Consider the following 21,314-nt stretch of genomic DNA (forward strand, 5'->3'; position numbering starts at 1 on the left):
TCAAGCCAAGCGCTGCATGGCAAAGGTCGCTGTTTCTTTACCGCAGCAGTTCGCCAACCGGCGAGGGGCGGCTCCTCATCGCAATCCGGCGCGCGTTCATGCGGACGCGATGCCGTCCTCATGCGCCATCCAGTGGACGAAGCGGTGGAGCGGGTACATCGCGTCGTGCGGATTGCCGATCGTGCTTGGGCCGGCCTCGCCCAGATGGACGATCCGCTGCGCTCCGCCACTGGCCAGGCGGTCGCGATATACGGCCATACGGTCGAACGGATAAAAGCCCACGGTCTGGGTTGCCACGTTGATATACTTCACCGCATCGTCGAGCGAGTCGACGCGCACCACATTGGCAGTTTTGTTGATGGGGTGGAAATCGACCGGCTCGTCCGATCGGATCACCAGCCCCTTGCCGTCGGTGCGCCCCCACACGCCGTATTCGTCGTCCATCATGATCATCGTCTCGACCGCCTCGCGCATGTCCATGTCGAGAGCGCGCACGTCGCCCGATGCTGCCGCGCGGGTGGCTATGCGGGCGTGCAGCGCGGCGCAGAAGCGATCGACCTGCTCAGCCGTTCCCTCGACGAACTGGAAGCGGCTGGCGACACAGGCCTCCTGGTTGAGCGTCATCACATCCGCCGAGGCGAGATCGGCGGTGAGCGCAAGCGTTTCGTCCGAGGCGAAGGCTTCGCGGCCGACGAACGAGATCGAGGTCTTGGGGTCGAACGAGACGAGTTGGAACCCCGGCCCGATGTATTTGGCGACATTGCCGATCGCCTCGCCCCCGCCCCATGCGACGATCTTATCGAAGTACTGCGGGCGGTAGAGCACGCGCTCGACGGGTTCGTCGCCGCCGCGCCAATAGACCGCCGACATCGACTTCACGATCGGATGCGCGGGATCGATATCGGCCATGATCCGCAGGATCGCGACCATCGTGAACGGGTCGCTCGACGACATCTTGAACAAGTTGATGGCCTTGACCATCGCCCCTTGCGCCACCGACTTGACCGCCACCCCCGGTGAATTGCCGGGCAGAACGTGGATCAGCCGCGGCGCGAAGGCGCGCACGAAGCTGCGGCGGCCGGTGAAGTCGTGCTTGGGCACCCATTGATCGAGCGCGCGCGGATCGGGGAAGTTCTGCTCGACTTCGGCCATGAGCTTGCGCTTGTCGAGATAGGTTGCCGCATACAGCGCCTGGTTTGCGACCACCTCGCGCGGCAGCACGTGGGTGGCGCACATCCGCTCGATACATTCCTGCATGAACACATTCTTCGGATCGCGGATGCGTTCGCCGGTCTCGACGAGGAAGTCGATGATCTCGGCCAGTGGCACGTTGAGCAGCGGCGGCACTTCGGTACGGGGGTGGACGACGCGGTCGAGGTCCAGCTTCGGCGTGGCGAAGCGTACGCCCAGGTCGCGCGAACGGTGCACAATGTCCTGCCCTTCAACCAATTCACCGCGCAGGAAGAAGGGAGCGGAGACAACCGCTTCGGTCTGTTCCATCACGCCACCCCCCGCACGTAAGCATCGATCGTGCCCGCGCAGCCGATCTTGTCGTCACCCTCCAGATCGGCATAGCGCGCGATGTCGTCGCGGATCGACGGGCCGGCATTGCCGCACTTGCAGGGTGCAAAGTCCAGCGCGATCCTGTCGCCGGTGATCACCCCGCCCCAGCGCCCGTCGAGCGAGAGATCGAAGAACGCCGCGCGGCCCTCGATCTCGCCGTGCTCGTGTGGCAGCCGGGTGCTGCCGTCCTTGTCGAGCACGAACGGCACGATCCACGGCGGCACGTGATAGCGCCCGCCCTCGCGGCACTTGGGCATCCCCGAGTTCAGTTCCTGCATCGAATAGTTCTGGAAGTTGCGGTTGCCGGGAATGTTGAAGGTTTCGTGGACAAACTGTTGATAATCGGTGGGCAATTGCGCGCGCTTGAGCCCGCCGCCGACGTAGATGCAGTTGTCGGGGTTGAAGTCTTTGGCGCTGAAGCCCTGATCGCGAACCGCCTTGGCCACCGCATAGAGCCCACTCCACAAGCCCGAAACCATCAGCTTGCGATGACGGTTGGCGATAATCTCCGCCGCCGCAATGCCGATCGCGCGGTCGAGCGTGGTCTGCCGTTCACGCGAGGTGGCCTCGAACGCCGCCACTTCCTCGGGCCGCGCCACGCCATCGGCCATCTTCTTGCGCATCACGACCATGTTGGTGAGCGTGCCGACGGTGATCGGCGGCACCGGATAGGTAAAGCGCGGCAACGCGGGATCGGCAAAGGCGGTGTATTGCGCTTCGCCGATCACCTGGTTCTTGGGCACGGTCGCCACCGGCACGCAGCCGATCAGCTTGCGATCCTGCGCCGGCGCAACCCCTGAACCCCACGCAAACACCTGCACCGTATCGATCCGCGACCAGTCCATATCCTTCTGTGAGGCGATCAGCATCGCCGACTTGCCGGTGGTCCCGCTCGAACACGAAATGAAGTGCCCGACTGCCTGCAACCGATCGATCCAGTCATCGACGTCTCGGATCGTGTCCGTCTCGATGGGCTGGATCGGGTACGCCGAGACCGTGCCGAGCCACTTGTTCATCCGCGCCCATTGCTGATCCATCAGCCACTTTTCGGGATAGCTCTTGTAGGCGGTGTGCGGGAACAGCAGCGGTACCATGTCGTCGAGCGAGTGGGCCGCGTCGATTCCGGTTTCGGTGGCGCGGTGGCCGAGCAGCTTGATGCGATCCTTCTGCTGCTGGAAGCGTTCATCGAGCGCCGCGATCTGCGTCGTGCGCAATTCATCGTGCGAATGCGCGAAGCGATCGCGGGCCTGGACCTGGCCGGTCAGCTTGTCGGTTGCAGCACCCATCCCGAATCCCTTTAATAACACCTTTTACGTTTCATTAAAGGGATTCGGGGAAAGAATGCAAGCGGATTTTCTGTGCGGTCAGGCCAGGTCGCGCACACCCGGCTCGCGATCGTAGAACCGCAGCGCCGCCGCCTTGACGAACTTCGGACCAAGATCGGTCACGCCCGCGTCGACCACCACGCCCGCCTTTTCGAGCAGCGGCCCGGCGGCCTTGCTCGCGCCGATCGCCTTGAGGTGGCCGAACGCGTCCATCGCCCACTGCACCGCCGCGCCCTGCTTGATCAGCGCCGCGCAGCCCGCCTCTGACAGCACGATCGCCACCGCATCGAACAATTGCGAGGGCGTGCCCGCGAGCTGCCCGTAGGCCTGCTGCAAGCTGCCGTCGGACAGTTTTGCGCCGCCCACCTTGGGCGCGACCAGCATCGGCTTGCCCTTGGCCTTCTTCACCGCCGCGACCACGCCGGCCAGTTCGGCCGCATCGGTGCCATCGGCAATCAGCACACCGACGCTACGGCCTTCGAGGGTCGGCTTCATGTTTTTGTGGATCGACAGCGTGTCCGACGGTGCCATGTCGACAGGCGCACGAGCCGGCTTGGCGGCCTTGGGCAGATCGATTCCCAGCCCCGCCGCGACCCGCTTGGCCAAGCCTTCATCGACATTGCGCAAATTCGCCAGCATGCGCGGCGGAACCTGTTCGAGCACACCCACTTTCGACAATTCGAACACGAACGACGAGGCGATATGTGCCTGCTCGCTCGGCGTCTGCGAGCGCCAGAACAGCCGCGCCTGGCTGTAGTGATCGGCGAAGGTGTCCGAGCGGATGCGGAGCTTGTCGCCGGTTTCGTCGGCGCCGATCACGGCATTGTCGGTGACGAAGCCAGTGGCCACACTTTCACGCGGGCCGCCGTCCTCGCCATGCGCCGCCAGGCTGTTGGGTTCGTAGTTGGCACGGCCCTTGGGCACCATCGTCTGCATCTGCCCATCGCGCTGGAAATTGCCGAACGGGCAGCGCGGCGCGTTGACCGGGATCCGATGAAAATTGGTCGTGCCCAGCCGCGATTTCTGCGTGTCGAGATAGCTGAACAGCCGCCCCTGCAGCAGCGGATCGTTCGAGAAATCGATCCCCGGCGGCACGTTGCTCGGCAGGAACGCAACCTGCTCGGTCTCGGCGAAGAAGTTGTCGACGTTGCGGTTGAGCGTCATCGTCCCGATGATCCGCACGGGCACGTCGTCCTCAGGGATCAGCTTGGTCGCGTCGAGCACGTCGTAAGGCTGCGCATCGGCAAAGGCCTGGTCGAACACCTGGATACCCAGGTCCCATTGCGGGAAATCACCGCCGTCGATCGCCTCGAACAAGTCGCGGCGGTGGTAGTCGTTGTCCGCTGCCTGCAACTTGAGCGCCTCGTCCCAGATCGTCGATTGCACGCCTGCCCGCGGCTTCCAGTGGAACTTGACGAAGCTGGCCTTGCCCGCAGCGTTGACCAGCTTGAAGGTGTGGATGCCGAAGCCCTCCATCATCCTGAGCGAACGCGGCAGCGTGCGGTCGGACATCGCCCACATCAGCATGTGCGTGGTTTCGGGGGTCAGCGAGGCGAAGTCCCAGAACGTGTCGTGCGCGCTGCCGGCTTGCGGATAACCGCGATCGGCCTCCATCTTCACCGCGTGGATCAGGTCGGGAAACTTGATCGCATCCTGGATGAAGAACACCGGGATGTTGTTGCCGACAAGGTCCCAGTTCCCCTCGCGGGTGTAGAACTTGACTGCGAAGCCGCGCACGTCGCGCGGGGTGTCGACCGACCCGGCGCCGCCCGCCACCGTGGAAAAGCGCACGAACAGTTCGGTTTTCTCGCCCTTGGTGAACACCGCCGCCTTCGACAGGTCGGAGATGTCGGCGGTCGCCTCGAACACACCGTGCGCGCCCGATCCGCGCGCGTGAACGATGCGTTCGGGGATGCGTTCGTGGTCGAAGTGGAAGATTTTTTCGCGCAGCACGAAGTCTTCGAGCAGCGTCGGCCCGCGCACACCGCTGCGCAGGCTGTTCTGGTTGTCCGAAACGGGGACGCCGTGGTTGGTGGTGAGCACTGCTCCGCCACCCCCGGTTTCCTGGCCAGCGTCCTGATGGGTTTCGCCGCCGTTGCCCGGGCGGGTCGCGACTGGGGTCGTGCTGGGTTTCTTGCTCGCCATGATAATCTCCGGTGGCCTGTCGAGAATGGGGATGTGCCCCTTCAACCCGCGAACCGCGATCAGGGTCCGAGCAAATCGACGGCCGGCGCGCCCGATAATTTTGGGGATCGAATGGTGCCTTGCGCCGTTATGCGCCAACCCCGACCATTCCGCAGAGCCCCTATCATGTTGATCAAAGCCGGTTTCGACATTGTCATGTCATCGTTTGCGCCCACGCCACTGATTGCGCTGTTGAGCGTCCACCCTTCGCGCAACCGCGATCTGCGCACCCCACACCACATCACGATCGAGGCCGAGGGCGCCAGCCCGCGCACACTGCCGGCGTACAATTATATCGACAGCTTCGGCAACGTCGCCACGCGCGTGACGATGCCCGCGGGCCGCACCCGGTTGCGCAACAGTTTCGTGATCTCAGACAGCGGCTTGCCCGATCGCCGCGCGCCCGACATGCCGGTCATGCCCGTCAATGCACTGCCCGAAGCGGTGCTGCCCTTCCTGCTGGCCAGCCGCTATTGCGAGACCGAAAGGTTGATGCAGTTCGCGTGGGCGCAATTCGGCTCGATCCTGTCGGCGCGCGGACGGGTCGAGGCGATCGTCGACTGGGTGCATCATCACATCCAGTTCGGTTACCAGTTCGCGCGCAAGGACCGCACCGCCTGGGAAGGCTATCAGGAGCGCGTCGGCGTGTGCCGCGATTTCGCGCACCTGGCGGTCACGCTGTGCCGCTGCGTCAACATTCCCGCGCGCTACTGCACCGGCTATCTGGGCGATATCGGCGTGCCGCTGGTCGACGCGCCGATGGATTTCAGCGCCTGGTTCGAAGCGTTCGTCGACGGTGAGTGGTACACATACGATGCGCGCCACAACACTCCGCGGATTGGCCGGATCGTCATGGCGCGCGGCCGCGACGCGACCGATGTTGCGATCACCACCGCATTCGGCGGCACCAACCTCGAACGGTTCGATATCGTGACAGACGAGATCAGCCAGTCGCAGGCACAGCCGGGTCTGCTGCGCGCCGCCTAGTCCTTACCGGTCCGGGCGCGGCGAGCGATCGGTGTTGCGCTTGTCGGCAACATAGCTCTGGCCGCTTTCGGCCTTGAAGATCTCGAACAGCCCGGTCGCTTCGAACAAGCCGGGGAAGTTCTTCACGCCATAATTGCGCGGATCGATTGGTGCCTGGCGCTTGGCCGCGCTGCCGGCCGCCGACATCGCCGCCCAGCCGTCCTCGCGCGCGGAGGCTTCGACCGCACCACGCAGGATCGTGACCAGCGTGGCATCCTGCGCCAGCGGCCGTGGTGCGGTGGCGATCGGAGTGGAATCGGCAACGGGTGCCTCGACTTTGGCGGAAGGCTTCACACGGTCCTTGCGCTTGGCTTTGGGGGCAGGCTCGCTGACCACGGGATCGACCGTGACCGCGCCATCGAGGCTGTCGAGATACAGGAACGTCGTGCAGGCATTCACGAACGGCGCCGGCGTCTTGCGCTCGCCGAAGCCATAGACTTCGTGGCCGTTGGCCTTGAGCTGCATGATCAGCGGGGTGAAATCGGCGTCGCTCGAGGCGATGCAGAACGCGTCGAGCTTTTGCGTGTAAAGCAGCTCCATCGCGTCGATCACCAGCGCAATGTCTGTGGCGTTCTTGCCGGTCGAATAGCTGAACTGCTGGATCGGGCGGATCGCAAATTCGTGCAGCCGCGCCTTCCAGCCCTTGAGGCCAGAACTGCCCCAATCGCCATATGCGCGGCGGATATTGGCAGTGCCGTACTTCGACAGCTCGGCCAGCATCGCCGCGATTTTGGTGTGCGAGACGTTGTCGGCATCGATCAGCAGCGCAATGCGCCGGGCGGGCGGATTGCCTGAAGGTGAATCGGATTCCATTGTATTTCCTTGATAAACCTTAGTTGGATTGGTCGATTGTCAGTCTGCGGCGTTTGAATTTGAACCAACAGGCATCGAATGCGTTGTATGCCCGGGGCGCGTTGCGCGCACCGTTCGGAGACTTGAATGTTCGCCTGGTTCAAAGACCGCTATCTCGACGTTGTCGGCAGCATATACATCTATAACGAACACCGCGGCTATACCGCCATCGACCAGGTGCTCGATGCGATCCGCCAACGCTCGCCCGACGACACCGCGATGATCGCGCGGGTCGAAAAGCACCGCGCCGACGAACGCAAGCATTACGTGATGTTCCGCCGCTGGTTCGAACTGCGCGGCGTGATGCCGCTGTCGGTCAACCGCAGCTTCGGCCACATCGACCGCTTCGTCGAGATCATGTTCGGCCGGCACATCGCCAATCTCGACACGCGCTCGATCGTCGAGCGCGACGCGCTGTTCGAACGGCTGTGCCGGGTGATCTCGTTGACCGAACAACGTGGGGCTCGCCAGCTCGAAACCTTGCTGTCGAACCGCATGATCCTGTCCGATCCGGTGCTGACGAAAATCTTCCGTATCATCAAGATCGACGAACCGAGCCACTGGGCGCCGTACGACGATTGGCTGTGCGTCAACGCCAAGCGCGAGCCGCGCTGGTGGGAACGCGCAGTCGACAGCTTCATCCACGCAGAACTGCTGTTCGTGAAGCTGCCGTTCCTGTTCTTCAACCCGTTCATCAAGCGCCGGACCGACTGGATCGACGCGGCCGAGCCCGTCAGGATCCAGCCGATGCCGGCCCCGTCGCTGGCGACGGTTTCGCGCGCGTGACGATGCAGTCGACGTTCGACATGGATCGCGCCGATCACACGAGCGCCAGCAAGATGCGCCGGCTGCTCTCGCCGCGCGTCGGGGCGATGCTGGTGCGCAACACCGTGGTCAGTTGCTTCGTGTTCGGCATCGGGCTGGTGGTGCTGTGGGCGCTGGTTCAGTTTCTCGGCGTATCGAAAGTGGTCGCCGCGGGGATCGGATTCGTCATCGCCAACACGCTGCATTACATGCTCGGCCGGGCGTGGATCTTTCGCGGCAGCGATCGCGGCGTGGGCAGCGGTTATGCGCTGTTCCTGGTCAATTCGGGCGTGGGCCTGCTCGTCACCACCGCACTTTATGCCGCCCTGCTCGCAGTAACGCACATGAATTACCTTGTCGCCCGCGCGCTGGTGTCGCTGGTGGCGGGCCTCGTCGTGTTCGTGCTCAACGCGGCGCTCAACTTCCGGCAGGTTTGAGGCGCGTGCGGATCGCGTTGTTTTCAGGCAACTACAATTACTTGCGCGAAGGGGCCAACCAGGCGCTGAACATCCTGGTGCGGCATCTGGAGGACAAGTCCGGCTGCACGGTGCGAGTCTATTCGCCCGTCACCGACACGCCCGCGTTCGAGCCGGCGGGCACGCTGGTGCCGGTGCCCTCGGTCACGCTGCCCAAGCGCACCGAGTTCCGTCTGGCGCTGGGCCTGCCGCGCGAAATCCGCGAGGACGTGCGGCGGTTCCAGCCCGACCTCATCCACGTCTCCACCCCCGACATCCTCGGCACCCGCGCGCAGACCTTCGCCAAGCAGCTCGGCGTGCCGATCGTGGCGAGCATGCACACGCGGTTCGAAACATACCTTGCCTATTACGGCATCGAATGGGCAGTACCGGTGCTCAATGCACACTTGCGCCGGTTCTACCGCCGCAGCGACCATGTGCTCGCGCCCACCACTGCGCTCGTCGCCGAGATGAAGATGATGCGCGGCGACGATCACGCCAGCGTGTGGAGTCGTGGCATCGATGCCGATCTGTTCAATCCGGCTCGCCGCGACGTGGCTTGGCGCCATGCGCAGGGCATCGCCGATAACGAAGTCGTGGTGCTGTTCTTCGGGCGGCTGGTGCTCGAAAAGGGCATCGATGTGTTCGTGTCGGTGATCAGGCGGCTCGAACAGCAGGGCGTGCGGGTGCGGCCGCTGGTCGTGGGCGCCGGCCCCGCCGCTGCACTGTTCGAAGGCCTTCCCGCCACGATCCTGACCGGCCATGTTGCCGGCAAGGACCTCGCGCGCGCTGTCGCAAGCGCCGACGTGCTGCTATGCCCGAGCACGACCGAAACCTTCGGCAACGTGCTGGTCGAGGCCATGGCCAGCGGATTGCCCGTGGTCAGCGCCGATGCGCAGAATGCCCGCAGCATCCTGACGGCGGGGCTGGACGGGTTCATCTGCCAGCCGCTCGATGTCGAGGCCTATGTCACGGTGCTGGCGCGGCTTATCGCCGATCGAGGCTTGCGCGAAACGATCGGCGCGGCGGCGCGGCGCACCAGCCTGACCTATTCATGGGACGCGGCGTCGCGCAGCGTCGAGGCAGCCTATCGCGAAGTGCTGGCGCGGGCGAGCAGCGCCTCTTCCACGTCGCGCAAGCGATCCTTGCCGAAGTAGAGATCGTCGCCGACCAGGAACGACGGGCTGCCGAATGCACCGTGATCGAACGCGGCTTGCGTGTTGTCGAGCAATCTCTGCTTGACCGGCAGGGCCTGCGTCGCTTCTAGCAGAGCGTCGGCCGGCAACCCTGCTTCGGCCAGAACTTGCGCGATGATCACAGGCTGGCCCATGTCGAGCCCGCGCGTCCACATCGCATCGTACACGCAATCGACGTAAGCCTCGAACACGCCCAGATCCTGCGCCGCCACCGCGCCGCGCATCAGGTGCAGCGTGTTGACCGGAAAGTGCGGGTTGAACGCGAAATCGGCGATGCCATGCCGCGCGATGAAGCGCTGCGTTTCCAGCGCCTCGTACGCCAGCTTGTGCTTGATCCCCGCAAACGCCGCCATCGGCGACTGGTTACCGGTCAGCTTGAACAGCCCACCCAGCAGGATCGGCACATAGTCGAATATAGCAGCCGTTCGCGCTGCGATGCCCGGGATCACGCGATGGCTGAGGAAGGCGTTGGGGCTGCCGAAGTCGAAATAGAATGTGACGTCCATGGCCGCTCTCCCGTCGTGGTTGACCCCGGCGGTAACCCCGGTTCAATAGCCGGGCAAGAACTTCGCGGGAGAGAGATGATGGCAAGCAACCAACGCCACGCCACGGCAGCCATTATCGGCGCGGGCGACTACATCGGCGCCGCCATCGCGCGGCGCTTTGCGGCGGGGGGCTTCATCGTCGTGATGGGGCGGCGCAATGGCGACAAGCTTGCGCCGCTGGTCGAGGAGATCGCGGCATCGGGCGGGCGTGCGATCGCCCGGTCGCTCGACGCGCGCGACGAGGAGCAAGTCGCCGCCTTCCTGGCCGAAGCCGAAGCGCTCGCCCCGCTTGAACTTTGCATCTTCAACGTGGGCGCCAATGTCCAATTTCCGCTGATCGACACCACCGCACGCGTGTTCCGCAAGGTGTGGGAGATGGCGTGCTTTGCGGGCTTTCTGGCGGGGCGCGAGGCGGCCCGGCTGATGCTTCCGCGGGGACGGGGCGCGATCTTCTTCACCGGAGCGACCGCGGGCCTGCGCGGCGGGACCGGCTATGCGGCATTCGCCAGCGCCAAGTTCGGCCTGCGCGCGGTAGCGCAAGCGGCCGCGCGCGAGCTTGGCCCGCAAGGCATCCACGTAGCACACCTGGTCATCGACTCAGGCGTCGACACTGCGTGGGTGCGCGAGCGGGTGGCGCAGGGCGGTCGTAAACCCACCGGGCTGATGCGCCCCGAAGCGGTAGCCGATGCCTATTGGGCGCTTTACCAGCAGCCCAGCGACGCATGGACCTTCGAGCTGGATATCCGCCCCTTCGCCGAACCCTGGTAAAATTCACCCAACGTCGTGCGCCATCAGCGCCGGCTTGCGCTGCACCAGATCGAGCATCAGTTCACCGAACAGGCTGTTCGCCCAGCCGAACCACGGCCGGGTGTAACGGTTGTAATCATCCGCCGCGAAGCTTTCGTGCATGAATCCGGTGCCCGCGTGCGTGACCTTGAGGATCTTGAGGCAGGTGCGGATCACCGCGTCGTCGTCGCTGGTCATCGCGCGCAGGATGATCGACATCGGCCAGATCATGCCAAGGCCGGCGTGCGGCCCGCCGATGCCCTCACCGCCCTTGCCACGGAAGAAGTAGGGGTTGCGCCCGCTCCAGCACGCGGCCTCGGTGCGGCGGAACAGCGGGTCCTGCCGGTCGACGGCGCCGAGATAGGCCAGCGACGACAGCCCGGGCACATTGGCATCGTCCATCAGCAAGGTGTTGCCGAAGCCGTCGACTTCGTAGGCCCACACCACTTGCCCGTCGGGGCCCTGCATCGTGCCGTGGCGGCTCAACGCAAAGTCGATCTCGGTGGCAAGGTCATTGGCGAGCGTGGCAAGATCAGCATCGCCGCGCGCTTCACTGGCCACTTTGGCCAGACCCCGCAGCGCCGCCACCGCGAACAGGTTGGCGGGCACCAGGAACGGATACGTGCACGCATCGTCGGAGGGGCGGAACATCGAATGGATCAGGCCCACCTTCTTGGTCGGTGCGCCCAAGCCATCGAGCATCAGCGTGTCGATCGCGTTGGTGTCCGATCGCTGGAACCGGTAGGGCCCGGGTCCGTCGATGCGCTGCTGTTCGCGCATCGTGCGGATTGAAGCGCGCGCGCCCTCGGCCCACAGCGCGTCGAACGGCACGGCATCGCCCGTCGCCTGCCAGTAGCGCAGCGCCAGGTGCATCGGCCAGCACAGCGAATCGAGCTCCCACTTGCGCTCGGCCACGCCGGCTTTCATCTCGGTCTTGTCCTGCAGCGCCCACGGCAGGTCGGTTTTCATCGCCGGATTGCGCATGAACGCGTTGGCGTAGGGATCGATCAGGATCGAGCGTGCCTGCCTCGAAATCAACCCGCGCAGCATGGTGCGCAGCGCCGGATCGTTGCGCGCGAGCGGAAGATAAGGCTGCACTTGTGCCGAACTGTCGCGCAGCCACAGGCACGGAATATCTCCGGTGATCACGAATGTATCGGGCTTGCCGTCGATCACCCCCACTTCGGCAGTGGTGTCGAGCGTGTTGGGATAGCAGTTGCCGAACAGCCAGGCCAGCATGGGATCGCCGATCAGCCCGCTCACCCGGCTGATCTCGGCTTCGATAGCGGGGCTGGTAAAGCGCCGATCGGCGGCCAGCGGCCGGCGCAACGGATATTCGAGCGCGGCCATCGCCGGACGCCCGCCCGCCGGCACCAGCGCTGCGGCCAGACTTCCCGCCAACAATGATCGCCTGTTCAACCTCACGTCGCCACATACTCCAGGCCCGACATCATGCAGTACAGTCCATTAACGGTCGATGTCTTTTGCCATCGCCATAGTCCCATACCGCGTGCCGGAAACCTGTGACCCAGGCCATCCTTTTCATTATCGCCAGAGTTAACGTACTCCAGCCAGTTCGTTGAGCAGTTCGGTGCAAAGCCTGAGGTCCGCGGCGGTAAAGCGTCCGAGGAGCTGGTCGAACTTCTGCTCGAATGCCGCGCCCAGTCGCGCGTTCAGGGCCCGGCCGCGGTCGGATAACGCCAGGTTTTTCTGGCGCCGATCCTCGGGTGCTGGTGTCGTGACCACAAGGTCCTGGCTCACCAGCAGCGCGATCTGTTCGGTGACCACGCTTTTGGGAATGCCGAAATGGCGCGCGATGTCGGCGTGTGTGCGGATGCGACCGCTCGCGATCATGCCGATCACCCAGATCCCGCGTTGACCGAGCGCGTATTCGGCGTTGATCGCCTCGACCGGCGTGAACAGCGCACGGCGGGCAAACGTCATAGCTTCGGCGAACTGGCCGATTTCGGTCCAGGCGAGGCCGGGCGTGGCACCGCTGTTGCTGCGCAACTGTGGCTTGGGAGCGTCTTCCGAGGCGCCCGCAACAGGTCGATCCGGCCGCATCAGCTCGCTTTTTCGCGGAAGGTGTCGTGGCAGCCCCCGCACGTTGCGCCAAGTTTTGGAACTTCGGCGCGAATTGCGGCCGCGTCGCCGGTTTTCGCGATCATCTGGAATTTGGCGGCCTCGGCTACGAAGGTATCACGTGCTGCGGCAAACTTCTCGGGTTGCGCCCATATTTCGGCCTTGGCGGCGGTTTTGAGGCCGGGTGCAGGACCGCTACCAGCCGGGAACCAACCGGGCATCTGGCCAGCCGCGTTGACGATCTGGCGCGCCGCCTGCTGGACCAGGATCGTCTGCACTTCGGGTGGAGCAATGCCGTCCCTGACCGCTTTCATCGCCGCGCCCAGTTCGCGCAAACCGGCGACGCGGGTGGTGATCTGGTCGGCGGGATTGGCCGGCGGGGCGGCTGCAATCGTGGCGAGCGCGATCAGCGCAGCGCCAGCACGGTTCATCAATTTCACGGGCAAACCCTTTGTTTTGTTGTGGTTACTTCGGACGCGCCTTGCGCTCGACCAGTTCCAGCTTGTAGCCATCGGCGTCGGTTGCCAGCATCATGCGATAGCCCATCGCCACGTCGCGGATCGGGCTCGGCGCGAAGCCGGCGGCCTTGAGCCGCGCGGCGGTGGCGTCGAGATCGGTGATCCGCAGCACCAGCCGGTCATAGCCGAACGCGTGCCCGATCGCCTGCGGCGTCGCACGTGTCGTATCGGCAAGCAGGATGATCCCCGGCTGCGACGGATCACGGCCGAAGCCCAGGATCGTCTCGCGCCGATCGGCCGGACCCATCGTCATGTTGACCGTCATGCCGAGCCCATCGACGTAAAAATGCAGCGCCGGCACCAGCGCCGAAACGTGCAGCGCGGGGCCGATGATGCTGCCGGTCGGCGCGATTGCTGGCGTGTCCGCAAGCGCCGGACCGGCAAACATCAGCGAGAGCGCCAGCCAACCGGCCCTCACGCCACGATCTCCGAAACCGTCTTGCTCGTGCCCATGCTGCCGGTGCCCCATTTGTCGACCGAAACGCCCATCACCTGCTGCAACGTCAGCCCGACACGGCTGATCGGACTGCCGCCGCCGTCGACATAGACGCCGGTCTTCACCTTCCCGCCCGCGCCGCCCGCGGTCATCATCGGCAAGTTGTCGATCGTGTGGAACTTGGCGAATTCGGTCTCCGAATGCGCGAACACCAGCGTGTTGTCGAGCAAGGTGCGATCGCCCTCCTTCACGCCATTGAGCGCGGTGACGAAATAGGTCCAGGCCTCCATGATGCGGGTGAGGAAATAGGTCGCCTCGGGCTGGTAACCCAGCCGGTTGTCGAGCACTTCCTCGTGGGTCAACTGATGGTGCGTGATGGTGCTGCCGATCCGCGTCAGGTTGGATGCGCCGTTGTTGAACATCATGTTGAACACGCGCGTCTGGTCGCAGGCCAGCGCCATCACCATCAGGTCGGTCATCAATTGATGGTTGAGCATGACCGTTTCGATTTCGGATGTGATCGGCAATTCGCCCGGCTTGCGCGGAACCACGCAGGCCTTCAGCGGATCGGGCTTGCGCAGTTCGACCTCCAACTGGTTCTCCAACTGGCGCAGCGAGGTGTAGTACTGGTCGAGCTTCTGCTTGTCCGCCGCGCCGACCGCCGCCTGCAACGCCGCGCGCTGTTCGCCCACGTCGGACAGCACGCTGCGCCGCGCTACGGTCAGCGGATCGGGGGTAAAAGTGCCGCTGTTGGGGTCCTTGAAGCCCAGCCCGAACAGCCGCGCATAAAGCCCCGAGGCGCTGGTTTCGGATGGGTTGAGATTGCCGCCGCCCCGCCCGCTCAGCGAATTGCGCGCGTCGCCGATGGCCGAGGCCTCGAGGCTGCGGAAGCGGCTGCGCGCGCCGATCTGGTCGCCGATCGTCACGTCGAAGCTTTCGCCCGGCAGCCCGCGATCGGCGGTCAGCGCGCGGCCTGTCCGCACCGCCGCGCCGCCGCTGATGTGCGGCAGGTTGGGCGCGCCATCGAGCGGGACGTTGAAATTACCGAGAATATTGATCTTGCCCTGCAACGCCTTGATCGGAGCTAACTCTGGCTTGAGTTCGTAATTCGCGCCGGCCTTGTCCGGAAACCAGCGGCTGGGATTGACGCCCAGTCCCCAGAACCACGTCCCGAACCGCACCGGCACGGTGGTGCCCGTCGCGGCGAATGCGGTGCCGTTCACGTCGAGCATGGCGTCGAGCAGCGGCAGGCCGACGGTCAACCCCATCGCGCCCTTGAGCGCCCGGCGGCGCGAGATGTCGAATGCCATCGGTATTCTCCTAGCGAACGGGTCGGCGCGGATTGGCGGCCATCGTGACGTGAGTGTTGCCCACTTCGATGCCGCCTTTTGGCTGATACGCCTCGGGCAGGCTGGCGACGGCCTGGAACAGTGCGCGGATCGAATAGCCAGATGCGCTGAATTTCTTGTCGAGCGCGGTCACCAGCGCGCCGTCATCGCCAGCGGGCCATCCGCGTGCATATTCGAGCGCGCGGCCGGCCACGCATTGCGTCGCCTCGGGCATCGTGGCGATCGCCTTGCCGAGCCCGGGTGCGCCCGCGAACTTGAGGTTGTCGATCTGCCCCGAAGCGTCGATCGTCGCAGCGTTCTCGGTCGAACGCCAGCGACCGATGCCGTCGAAGCGTTCGAGGCCAAGCCCCACCTGGTCGATCACCGTGTGGCACCCGGCGCAGACCGGGTCGCTGATGTGCGTTTCCAATCGGATGCGCGCGGTCGGCTTGGCCCTGTTGTTGACGTCCTGCACCGCGGTGAAGTTGACGTTGCCCGGCGGGTCGGGGACCGGCTGGCACAACAGCAATTCGCGGATCGCGCGCCCGCGCAAGGTCGGCGAACTGCGCCCAGGATGCGCATAGAGCGCGAGGAACCCGGCTTGGCCGAGCAGCCCTGCGCGATCGTCGCCCGCCGGAAACTGGAACGGTTCCCAGCCCTTGGGCTTGGCTACTGGCACACCGTAAAGCCCGCCGAGCGAGCGCGTCATGAAGGTGCGCGGCGTGGTGAACAGAGCACGGTAATCGCCATTACGCGTCAGCAGGTGGTCGGTGACGGTACGCAGCATCTGCTCGGGCAGCGCAGCGGCGACTTCGGTGTTGAAGTAGGGGTAGATGATCGGGTCTTTGGACAAGTCGTCGAAGCGTTCGAACAGCAGCATATCGGCGAAAAACGCGCGCAAGCCCTGCTCGAAGCGCGGCGAGCCGACCATGTGCGACGCCACGTCCGAAAGCTGCGCCTGATCGGTCAGCCGGCCATCGGCGGCGGCCTTTAGCAGCGGCTCGTTGGGCGTCGAATTCCACAGCATGAACGACAGCCGCGCCGCGCGTGACCAGTTGTCGAGCCGCAAGTGCCCGGGCCGCGTAGGATCGGGTTCGGCGATTTCGGTCACGTAGAGGAAGCGCGGCGAATCGAGCATGGCCGCCAGCGCTAGTTCGAGGCTCTTGTGGAACGATCCGGTCGGCGCGGCCGCGCTGTCGGCCAGCCGGACGTAGAAGCCGAGTTCCGCGTCGGTCAGCGGGCGGCGGAACAAGTAGCGTCCGATCGGGGCGAGCGTGGCTTTGGCGCAAGCCTCGTCGGCGGCACTGCCGCTGGCCGGGGTGCATGGCACGAACCGCGCCCGATTGGCCTCGCCGAACACTTGCCCGGCGATGTTGCGCGCCATCGCGTCGAACTGCTCAAGCCCGGCGGGCGACAAGCTGGCATCGCGCGCGCCGCTGGCGATCATTTCGTGCGCGGGGCGGACCACCGGCTCGAACCGGCCCGCCACGCGGATATCGGGGCCGAAGATATCCGCGATGGTGTTGCGGTATTGCGATTCGCTAAGCCTGCGCATGGCCACGATTTGCGGTGCGACGCTGGGCGCAGTGACTTGCGCACGGACACCGCCCGCGCCGGTAAACCAGCCCGCCGCCAGCAACGCACCGGCACTCACCGCCAGCGACCAACGGCCCATGCGTTGCAGCCTGTTCATCGCGCCGTCTCCCGCTTTGCGCCCGCCTTGGGCACGTCGTTGACGAACGCCGGCACCGCCGACAGCCGCATCGCGCTGGAAATGCCGTGGCACTGTCCGCTTTGCGGATCGCGCATTCCGTCCGCATATTTCTTGAGCGTGGCGAGTTCGGCCGCGCAGTCGATCCCTGCCGCCAGCGCCGATCCGGCCCCGCCCAACGCCGGACTGATGATCACATCGATCAGCGGGCGATACCCACCGACCAGCCCCTTGAGGCTGCCATCGGGCTGGAATTCCAGCCGCAGCCTGCCCTTGAGATAGTGGTAGCTCGACCGGTTGCCGCGAATGTCGCGAGCGCCGCCCTGGCCCCAGGTCTGGGTCAATTCGATCTCGGCCGGATCGGTGGTGAGCACGCCGTTGCGGATGCGGCCGTGGAGCACATTGCGGTGGCGCGGCGGCTTGTCGCTGACCGAAAAGCTCATGCCCGGCAGGAAATGCCCCTTGCTGTCGAGGGTCGGTCGATCGGGGGTGTTGGCGTAGATCACCTCGACATTGTCGGCCTTGACGAAGCTGGTGACGCCACGCAGCAGCAGCAATTGCGTCCATTCGCCCGAGGCATGGAACTGGCGCATCCCGGTCTGGTTATCGCCGCCGATGCCATCAACCCCGCGCCATTCGAGCGTACAGCCCATCGCGCGGTATTCCTGGTTGTCGATGCCCTGTTCGCCCGTTGGCGTCTGGAATTCATCGTGCGCGCAGCCGTCCGGGTCTGCGCCGGAAGCCTTGCCATTCAGGTCGAGACCCCAGCCCGTGCGGCTTTCCACGCCGGGAAACGGTGGACGGCTGAACATTTCGGGCTGCGAGCAGATGTTGGTCTCGTTGCCCGGTCCGAACGCCATTGCGTGCCAGCGCTCGGCGAATTCCTTTTCGTTGGCCTTGAGCCGCAGCCGCGCGGCTTCCTCGGCGGGCAAGGTGGCGAGGAATTCGTCCTTGAGCCGGGGCGCCAGGCCGTGCGGGCAGGCATCCTTGCCCTGCACCACCGGCGGCACGAAATTTTCGATGACGAAGCCCATGACCCCGTCCTTCGGCGGGGGTGGCAAAGTGTGGTTGACCGGCTCGCCGACGGCCCGCGCCGGGCTTGGGACGATACTGACGATCGACCATCCGGCCAGCATTGCAGCAGTCAACGCGCCGGCCGCGAATGGCCAGATGCGCCGCAGGTTTGCGCGATGTGTGGTCCAATCGTTCATGGTCGGAGCGCCTTGCCGCCAGTGGGAATGTGCGTTGGATCGTCGGCCGGTGCGACGAACACCGACGCTCCGCGCAGCGTCCACTGCGGCACGTCGCCGGCAGTGCTCACCGTCCAGCCGCCAACCTCAGCAGAGGCCATGCCCGCCGCCAGCGGCTGCCAGCCGGGGCAGCCCTTTGCGCAAGCCCCGGTAAACAGCGCGCGTCCGTCCTTATCGGCCAGCATATATTCGGCCCCGGACAGGACCGCCTGCACTCCGCCGGGCGCCATTACCCTGGGGGCCGGCGCGATGTATTTGAGCGTGTTCCAGGTTCGGCCTTCGGCGCCTTCGTGAAGGATCACGCCGGGCTTGTCGCCGCGATGCGCGAAAACCAGGTGCCAGCCCTTATAGACCCACTGCGGACCTTGCGGCCCTGCAATCACCGTCCAGTCGGGCGCGGATTGGGGATTGACGAAGCCCGCCGGCGTGGCCGGTTCACCGCCGCCCCGCGTCCGGCGTTCGCCGCGATAGCCTGGGGGATAGGCGATGTTGGGCGCGGTTCCGGTAGGGGCAAGCAGCGGCTCCCACACTTGCGCACAAGCCTTGCCGCAATAGAGCGCGGGATCGGGGCTGAAGCGCTGGAGCACGCGCATGTCCATGCCGTAAAGCACGCGGCCCGAGCCATCGACATAGACCTGCCCCACGCCAGTTCCGGCGCCGGCCCGGGCCCCGGCCCCGGCCCCGGCCCCGGCAATGCCCGCGGGAAAGGTTTGGGTGGTGGCGGCCGGTATCGGCAAGTCCGCCGGCTGCGCGGCCAGCGGCACCGTTCCAATCCATCCAAGCGTAAACACGAGAGCCGATCCCGCCGTGCGACGCCTTGGCATTGGAGCTTCTCCCGAACGCTGCTCACAGCCCGTGTTGACGCTGCAATTGCCCTCAAACTAGTTCGGTTTCCGAACGAGTCAAGGGCCGAGCCCAGGTCTCGGTCCGAACCGCGTCAGGCATGCCCCCCTGATCACAAACGCCCTTGTCCTTGAACGCAGCAACGAGCGGCATGCCGGCGTTATTGACGAGCAGATCGCTAACATCGTCCGACGCAATCCTGCCAGGAACCGCCGCGAGGTCCGCGGCATCGGCCAAGCCAGCGCGGAGAATCTCGATCGAACGCGCGGTCTCAGTTGCCAGCCGATCCGGGCCTCCTTCGAACACGGCACGGCCACGCTCTACTCGACGAGCTAGAACTTCACGGGTGATCCCTCTTCACATCGCCGAACCGCACATTGGCCGTAACCGAAAGCCCGGGGCGCAGTTGGTCGACACCCGCTTGCCCCGGATCGAAGCGGATGCGAACACCGACGCGCTGGACGATCTTGGTGAAGTTGCCAGTCCCCGGCTCGAACGGCAGCAGCGCAAAACTTGAGCCCGATCCCGGCGCAAAACTCTCGACGACGCCGCGCAGACGGATGCCGGGCAGCGCATCGGCTTCGATTGTCGCCGGTTGGCCGGGATACATCCGCGCGGTCTGCGTCTCCTTGTAGTTCGCGGTGACATACAGCGCGTGGAGCGGGACAATGGTCATCAGCCGGGTGCCTAGCTGGACGTAGTCGCCGGTGTGGACCTGGCGATTGCCGACGACACCGTCGATCGGTGCCAGGACCATCGCGTGGCGGCGTTCCTGCTGGGCGAGATCGAGCGTGGCCTGTGCCTGCCCCATCCTCGCCAGCGCCTTTGCCAATGCCGCCTGCAAGCCAGGTCCAAGGGCAGATGTAACACCCGAAGATTCCTGCGATACGACCAACTGGGCCTTGGCATGCGCGGCGTCCTGCTCGGACGTGACCGCTGCAACCGCAAATCGATCCGCCTCACGCCGGGCGACTGCGCCACTGGCAACCAGCGCGGCATAGCGTTCCCGATCGGCACCGGCGAGACGGAACTGGGCCGCGGCCGCACGGATGGCCGTGCGCGCGGCGGACACTTGCGCGCCCGACAGGCGTTGCTCGGCAGCATGCCGCCCCAGCGCGGCGCGGGCGGCCTGAACATCGGCACGCGCATCCGCAAGCCCGGCTTGCGCGGCCGCCACCTTGGCGTCGAATTCCTCGGGATCGATCCGCACGAGTGGTTGCCCCGCGCGAACGGCCTGGTTGTCGTTCACCGTCACTTCGGCGACGAGCCCGCGAACCTTGGGAGCAACCGATGTGGCATCGGCGCCGACATAAGCGTCATCGGTGGTTTCAGAACCCGGCGGCGCGCTGATCCAGACCACGCCCGCAACGGCAACTGCGATCGCCACGCCAGACGCAGCCAGCGTCCGCCGCGAAGGCAGCGCAAAGCGCGGCCTGGCCGACACCGCCGGCAACGTCATATCGCTGGTCATCGCGTCCATCATCAAACCCCACTTGCGATCATTGCATGTTGGGTATAATATTATGAACATCATTCAACAAGGGGTAATGTGCCGGTGGTCAGCACAGCGATCGAAGGCGCAATCCAGCCGAACCGCGCAGATGCGACCGCGCCTTCGCCGGCGACGCTGCCGCTCGCCCGCAAATATCTGATCTTCGGGATTCTCGCCTTCGGGCAATTCATGGCGCTGCTCGACATCCAGATCGTTGCGGCCTCGCTCAACGACGTCCAGGCTGGCTTGTCCGCCGGGCCCGACGAGACCAGTTGGGTGCAGACCGCATACCTGATGGCGGAACTCGTCATGATCCCGTTTTCCGCCTTTCTGGGACAGGCGATGTCGACCCGCTGGCTGTTTGCGCTGTCGGCAGGGCTTTTCACTCTGTCGAGCATCGCGTGCGGTCTGGCGTGGAACATCGAGTCGATGATCGCCTTCCGCGCGATCCAGGGATTCGTGGGTGGCGCGATGGTGCCGACGGTGTTCGCGGTTGGCTTCACCATCTTCGAAGGCAAGCAGCGCGCACTGATCCCGGCGATCCTGGGGATGGTCTCGGTCCTCGCGCCGACGATCGGGCCTACTGTCGGCGGTGTGATCACCGATACGCTAGGCTGGCGCTGGATCTTCTTCATCAACATTGCGCCGGGTGCGCTCGTCACGTTGCTGACAATCGCGCTGATCGACGTAGATCGCGCCGACAATTCCATGTTCGCGCGCATCGACTGGTCGCATCTCGTTGCGATGGCGATAGCGCTCGGCGGCCTCGAATATGTTCTCGAGGAAGGACCGCGCAAGGGCTGGTTCGGCGATCCCGGGATCGTGGTGGCCACCTAGCTCGCCACGGTCGCGTTCGGGCTGTTCATCGAGCGATCGATCTATTCGAAGAACCCGATCGTACGCCTGTCGCCGTTTCGC

20 protein-coding genes are annotated in these 21,314 nt (G+C 65.2%); 6 read left to right on the plus strand and 14 right to left on the minus strand.

What is annotated here, in order from left to right; genetic code table 11:
* Positions 1 to 96: 96 nt before the first annotated feature.
* The 3 genes from Q0R16_RS12260 to Q0R16_RS12270 form a co-directional block, all read right to left on the minus strand.
* A complete protein-coding gene (locus tag Q0R16_RS12260) occupies positions 97 to 1,500 on the minus strand; it encodes an acyl-CoA reductase (RefSeq protein ID WP_295636268.1) in 1,404 nt (467 codons plus the stop codon).
* Complete coding sequence (locus Q0R16_RS12265; protein WP_295636270.1) at positions 1,500 to 2,849, minus strand: hypothetical protein; 1,350 nt, start codon at positions 2,847 to 2,849, stop codon at positions 1,500 to 1,502. Before Q0R16_RS12265 ends, Q0R16_RS12260 begins: the two co-directional genes overlap by 1 nt.
* A 78-nt stretch (positions 2,850 to 2,927) precedes the next feature.
* Complete coding sequence (locus Q0R16_RS12270) at positions 2,928 to 5,033, minus strand: catalase (RefSeq protein ID WP_295636272.1); 2,106 nt, start codon at positions 5,031 to 5,033, stop codon at positions 2,928 to 2,930.
* Between the two features lie 165 nt (positions 5,034 to 5,198).
* Here Q0R16_RS12270 and Q0R16_RS12275 point away from each other — a divergent pair, with 165 nt between their 5' ends.
* Positions 5,199 to 6,059: a transglutaminase family protein gene (locus Q0R16_RS12275; protein WP_295636274.1), complete on the plus strand. Its 861-nt coding sequence runs from the start codon at positions 5,199 to 5,201 to the stop codon at positions 6,057 to 6,059.
* Positions 6,060 to 6,062: 3 nt separating this feature from the next.
* On the opposite strand, the gene Q0R16_RS12280 is transcribed toward Q0R16_RS12275, so the two are convergent.
* Entirely contained in the window at positions 6,063 to 6,911 is an 849-nt protein-coding gene (locus Q0R16_RS12280) for an NYN domain-containing protein (protein WP_295636276.1), read from the minus strand.
* A gap of 126 nt (positions 6,912 to 7,037) precedes the next feature.
* Between Q0R16_RS12280 and Q0R16_RS12285 the strand changes: the two genes are divergently transcribed.
* Genes Q0R16_RS12285 through Q0R16_RS12295 form a run of 3 tightly spaced genes read left to right on the plus strand, consistent with a single transcriptional unit; the run spans position 7,038 to position 9,366 of the window.
* On the plus strand, positions 7,038 to 7,736 hold the full coding sequence (locus tag Q0R16_RS12285) for a ferritin-like domain-containing protein (RefSeq protein WP_295636278.1): 699 nt from the start codon (positions 7,038 to 7,040) through the stop codon (positions 7,734 to 7,736).
* Between the two features lie 2 nt (positions 7,737 to 7,738).
* Positions 7,739 to 8,191 (plus strand): GtrA family protein, encoded by a 453-nt coding sequence (locus Q0R16_RS12290; protein WP_295636326.1) that lies wholly within the window; start codon positions 7,739 to 7,741, stop codon positions 8,189 to 8,191.
* Positions 8,192 to 8,196: 5 nt separating this feature from the next.
* On the plus strand, positions 8,197 to 9,366 hold the full coding sequence (locus tag Q0R16_RS12295; protein WP_295636280.1) for a glycosyltransferase family 1 protein: 1,170 nt from the start codon (positions 8,197 to 8,199) through the stop codon (positions 9,364 to 9,366).
* Here Q0R16_RS12295 and Q0R16_RS12300 read toward each other — a convergent pair.
* On the minus strand, positions 9,297 to 9,911 hold the full coding sequence (locus Q0R16_RS12300) for a 2-hydroxychromene-2-carboxylate isomerase (RefSeq protein WP_295636282.1): 615 nt from the start codon (positions 9,909 to 9,911) through the stop codon (positions 9,297 to 9,299). The two genes, Q0R16_RS12295 and Q0R16_RS12300, sit on opposite strands and share 70 nt — an antisense overlap.
* Before the next feature lie 78 nt (positions 9,912 to 9,989).
* Between Q0R16_RS12300 and Q0R16_RS12305 the strand changes: the two genes are divergently transcribed.
* Positions 9,990 to 10,718: an SDR family NAD(P)-dependent oxidoreductase gene (locus Q0R16_RS12305; protein WP_295636284.1), complete on the plus strand. Its 729-nt coding sequence runs from the start codon at positions 9,990 to 9,992 to the stop codon at positions 10,716 to 10,718.
* Positions 10,719 to 10,721: 3 nt separating this feature from the next.
* On the opposite strand, the gene Q0R16_RS12310 is transcribed toward Q0R16_RS12305, so the two are convergent.
* The 9 genes from Q0R16_RS12310 to Q0R16_RS12350 form a co-directional block, all read right to left on the minus strand.
* Positions 10,722 to 12,086: a glycoside hydrolase family 125 protein gene (locus tag Q0R16_RS12310; RefSeq protein ID WP_295636328.1), complete on the minus strand. Its 1,365-nt coding sequence runs from the start codon at positions 12,084 to 12,086 to the stop codon at positions 10,722 to 10,724.
* A gap of 207 nt (positions 12,087 to 12,293) precedes the next feature.
* Positions 12,294 to 12,746: a MarR family transcriptional regulator gene (locus Q0R16_RS12315; RefSeq protein WP_295636286.1), complete on the minus strand. Its 453-nt coding sequence runs from the start codon at positions 12,744 to 12,746 to the stop codon at positions 12,294 to 12,296.
* Between the two features lie 53 nt (positions 12,747 to 12,799).
* On the minus strand, positions 12,800 to 13,249 hold the full coding sequence (locus tag Q0R16_RS12320; RefSeq protein WP_295636288.1) for a cytochrome c: 450 nt from the start codon (positions 13,247 to 13,249) through the stop codon (positions 12,800 to 12,802).
* A gap of 34 nt (positions 13,250 to 13,283) precedes the next feature.
* Positions 13,284 to 13,754, minus strand: a complete 471-nt coding sequence (locus Q0R16_RS12325; RefSeq protein WP_295636290.1) for a VOC family protein — start codon at positions 13,752 to 13,754, stop codon at positions 13,284 to 13,286.
* Positions 13,751 to 15,082: a DUF1552 domain-containing protein gene (locus Q0R16_RS12330; RefSeq protein ID WP_295636292.1), complete on the minus strand. Its 1,332-nt coding sequence runs from the start codon at positions 15,080 to 15,082 to the stop codon at positions 13,751 to 13,753. The genes Q0R16_RS12325 and Q0R16_RS12330 overlap by 4 nt, the downstream gene beginning before the upstream one ends.
* Before the next feature lie 10 nt (positions 15,083 to 15,092).
* On the minus strand, positions 15,093 to 16,793 hold the full coding sequence (locus Q0R16_RS12335; protein ID WP_295636294.1) for a DUF1588 domain-containing protein: 1,701 nt from the start codon (positions 16,791 to 16,793) through the stop codon (positions 15,093 to 15,095).
* Positions 16,790 to 18,022 (minus strand): hypothetical protein, encoded by a 1,233-nt coding sequence (locus Q0R16_RS12340; RefSeq protein ID WP_295636296.1) that lies wholly within the window; start codon positions 18,020 to 18,022, stop codon positions 16,790 to 16,792. Before Q0R16_RS12340 ends, Q0R16_RS12335 begins: the two co-directional genes overlap by 4 nt.
* The gene (locus Q0R16_RS12345) at positions 18,019 to 18,852 is read right to left on the minus strand and encodes a hypothetical protein (RefSeq protein ID WP_295636298.1); all 834 of its coding nucleotides are present in this window, start codon (positions 18,850 to 18,852) and stop codon (positions 18,019 to 18,021) included. Before Q0R16_RS12345 ends, Q0R16_RS12340 begins: the two co-directional genes overlap by 4 nt.
* A 392-nt stretch (positions 18,853 to 19,244) precedes the next feature.
* Entirely contained in the window at positions 19,245 to 20,375 is a 1,131-nt protein-coding gene (locus Q0R16_RS12350) for an HlyD family secretion protein (protein ID WP_295636300.1), read from the minus strand.
* An 84-nt stretch (positions 20,376 to 20,459) separates the two neighbouring features.
* Here Q0R16_RS12350 and Q0R16_RS12355 point away from each other — a divergent pair, with 84 nt between their 5' ends.
* Positions 20,460 to 21,233: an MFS transporter gene (locus Q0R16_RS12355; RefSeq protein ID WP_295636302.1), complete on the plus strand. Its 774-nt coding sequence runs from the start codon at positions 20,460 to 20,462 to the stop codon at positions 21,231 to 21,233.
* The last annotated feature ends 81 nt before the right edge of the window (positions 21,234 to 21,314 follow it).

This window comes from Novosphingobium sp. (assembly GCF_025351285.1).
Taxonomy (GTDB): Bacteria; Pseudomonadota; Alphaproteobacteria; order Sphingomonadales; family Sphingomonadaceae; genus Novosphingobium.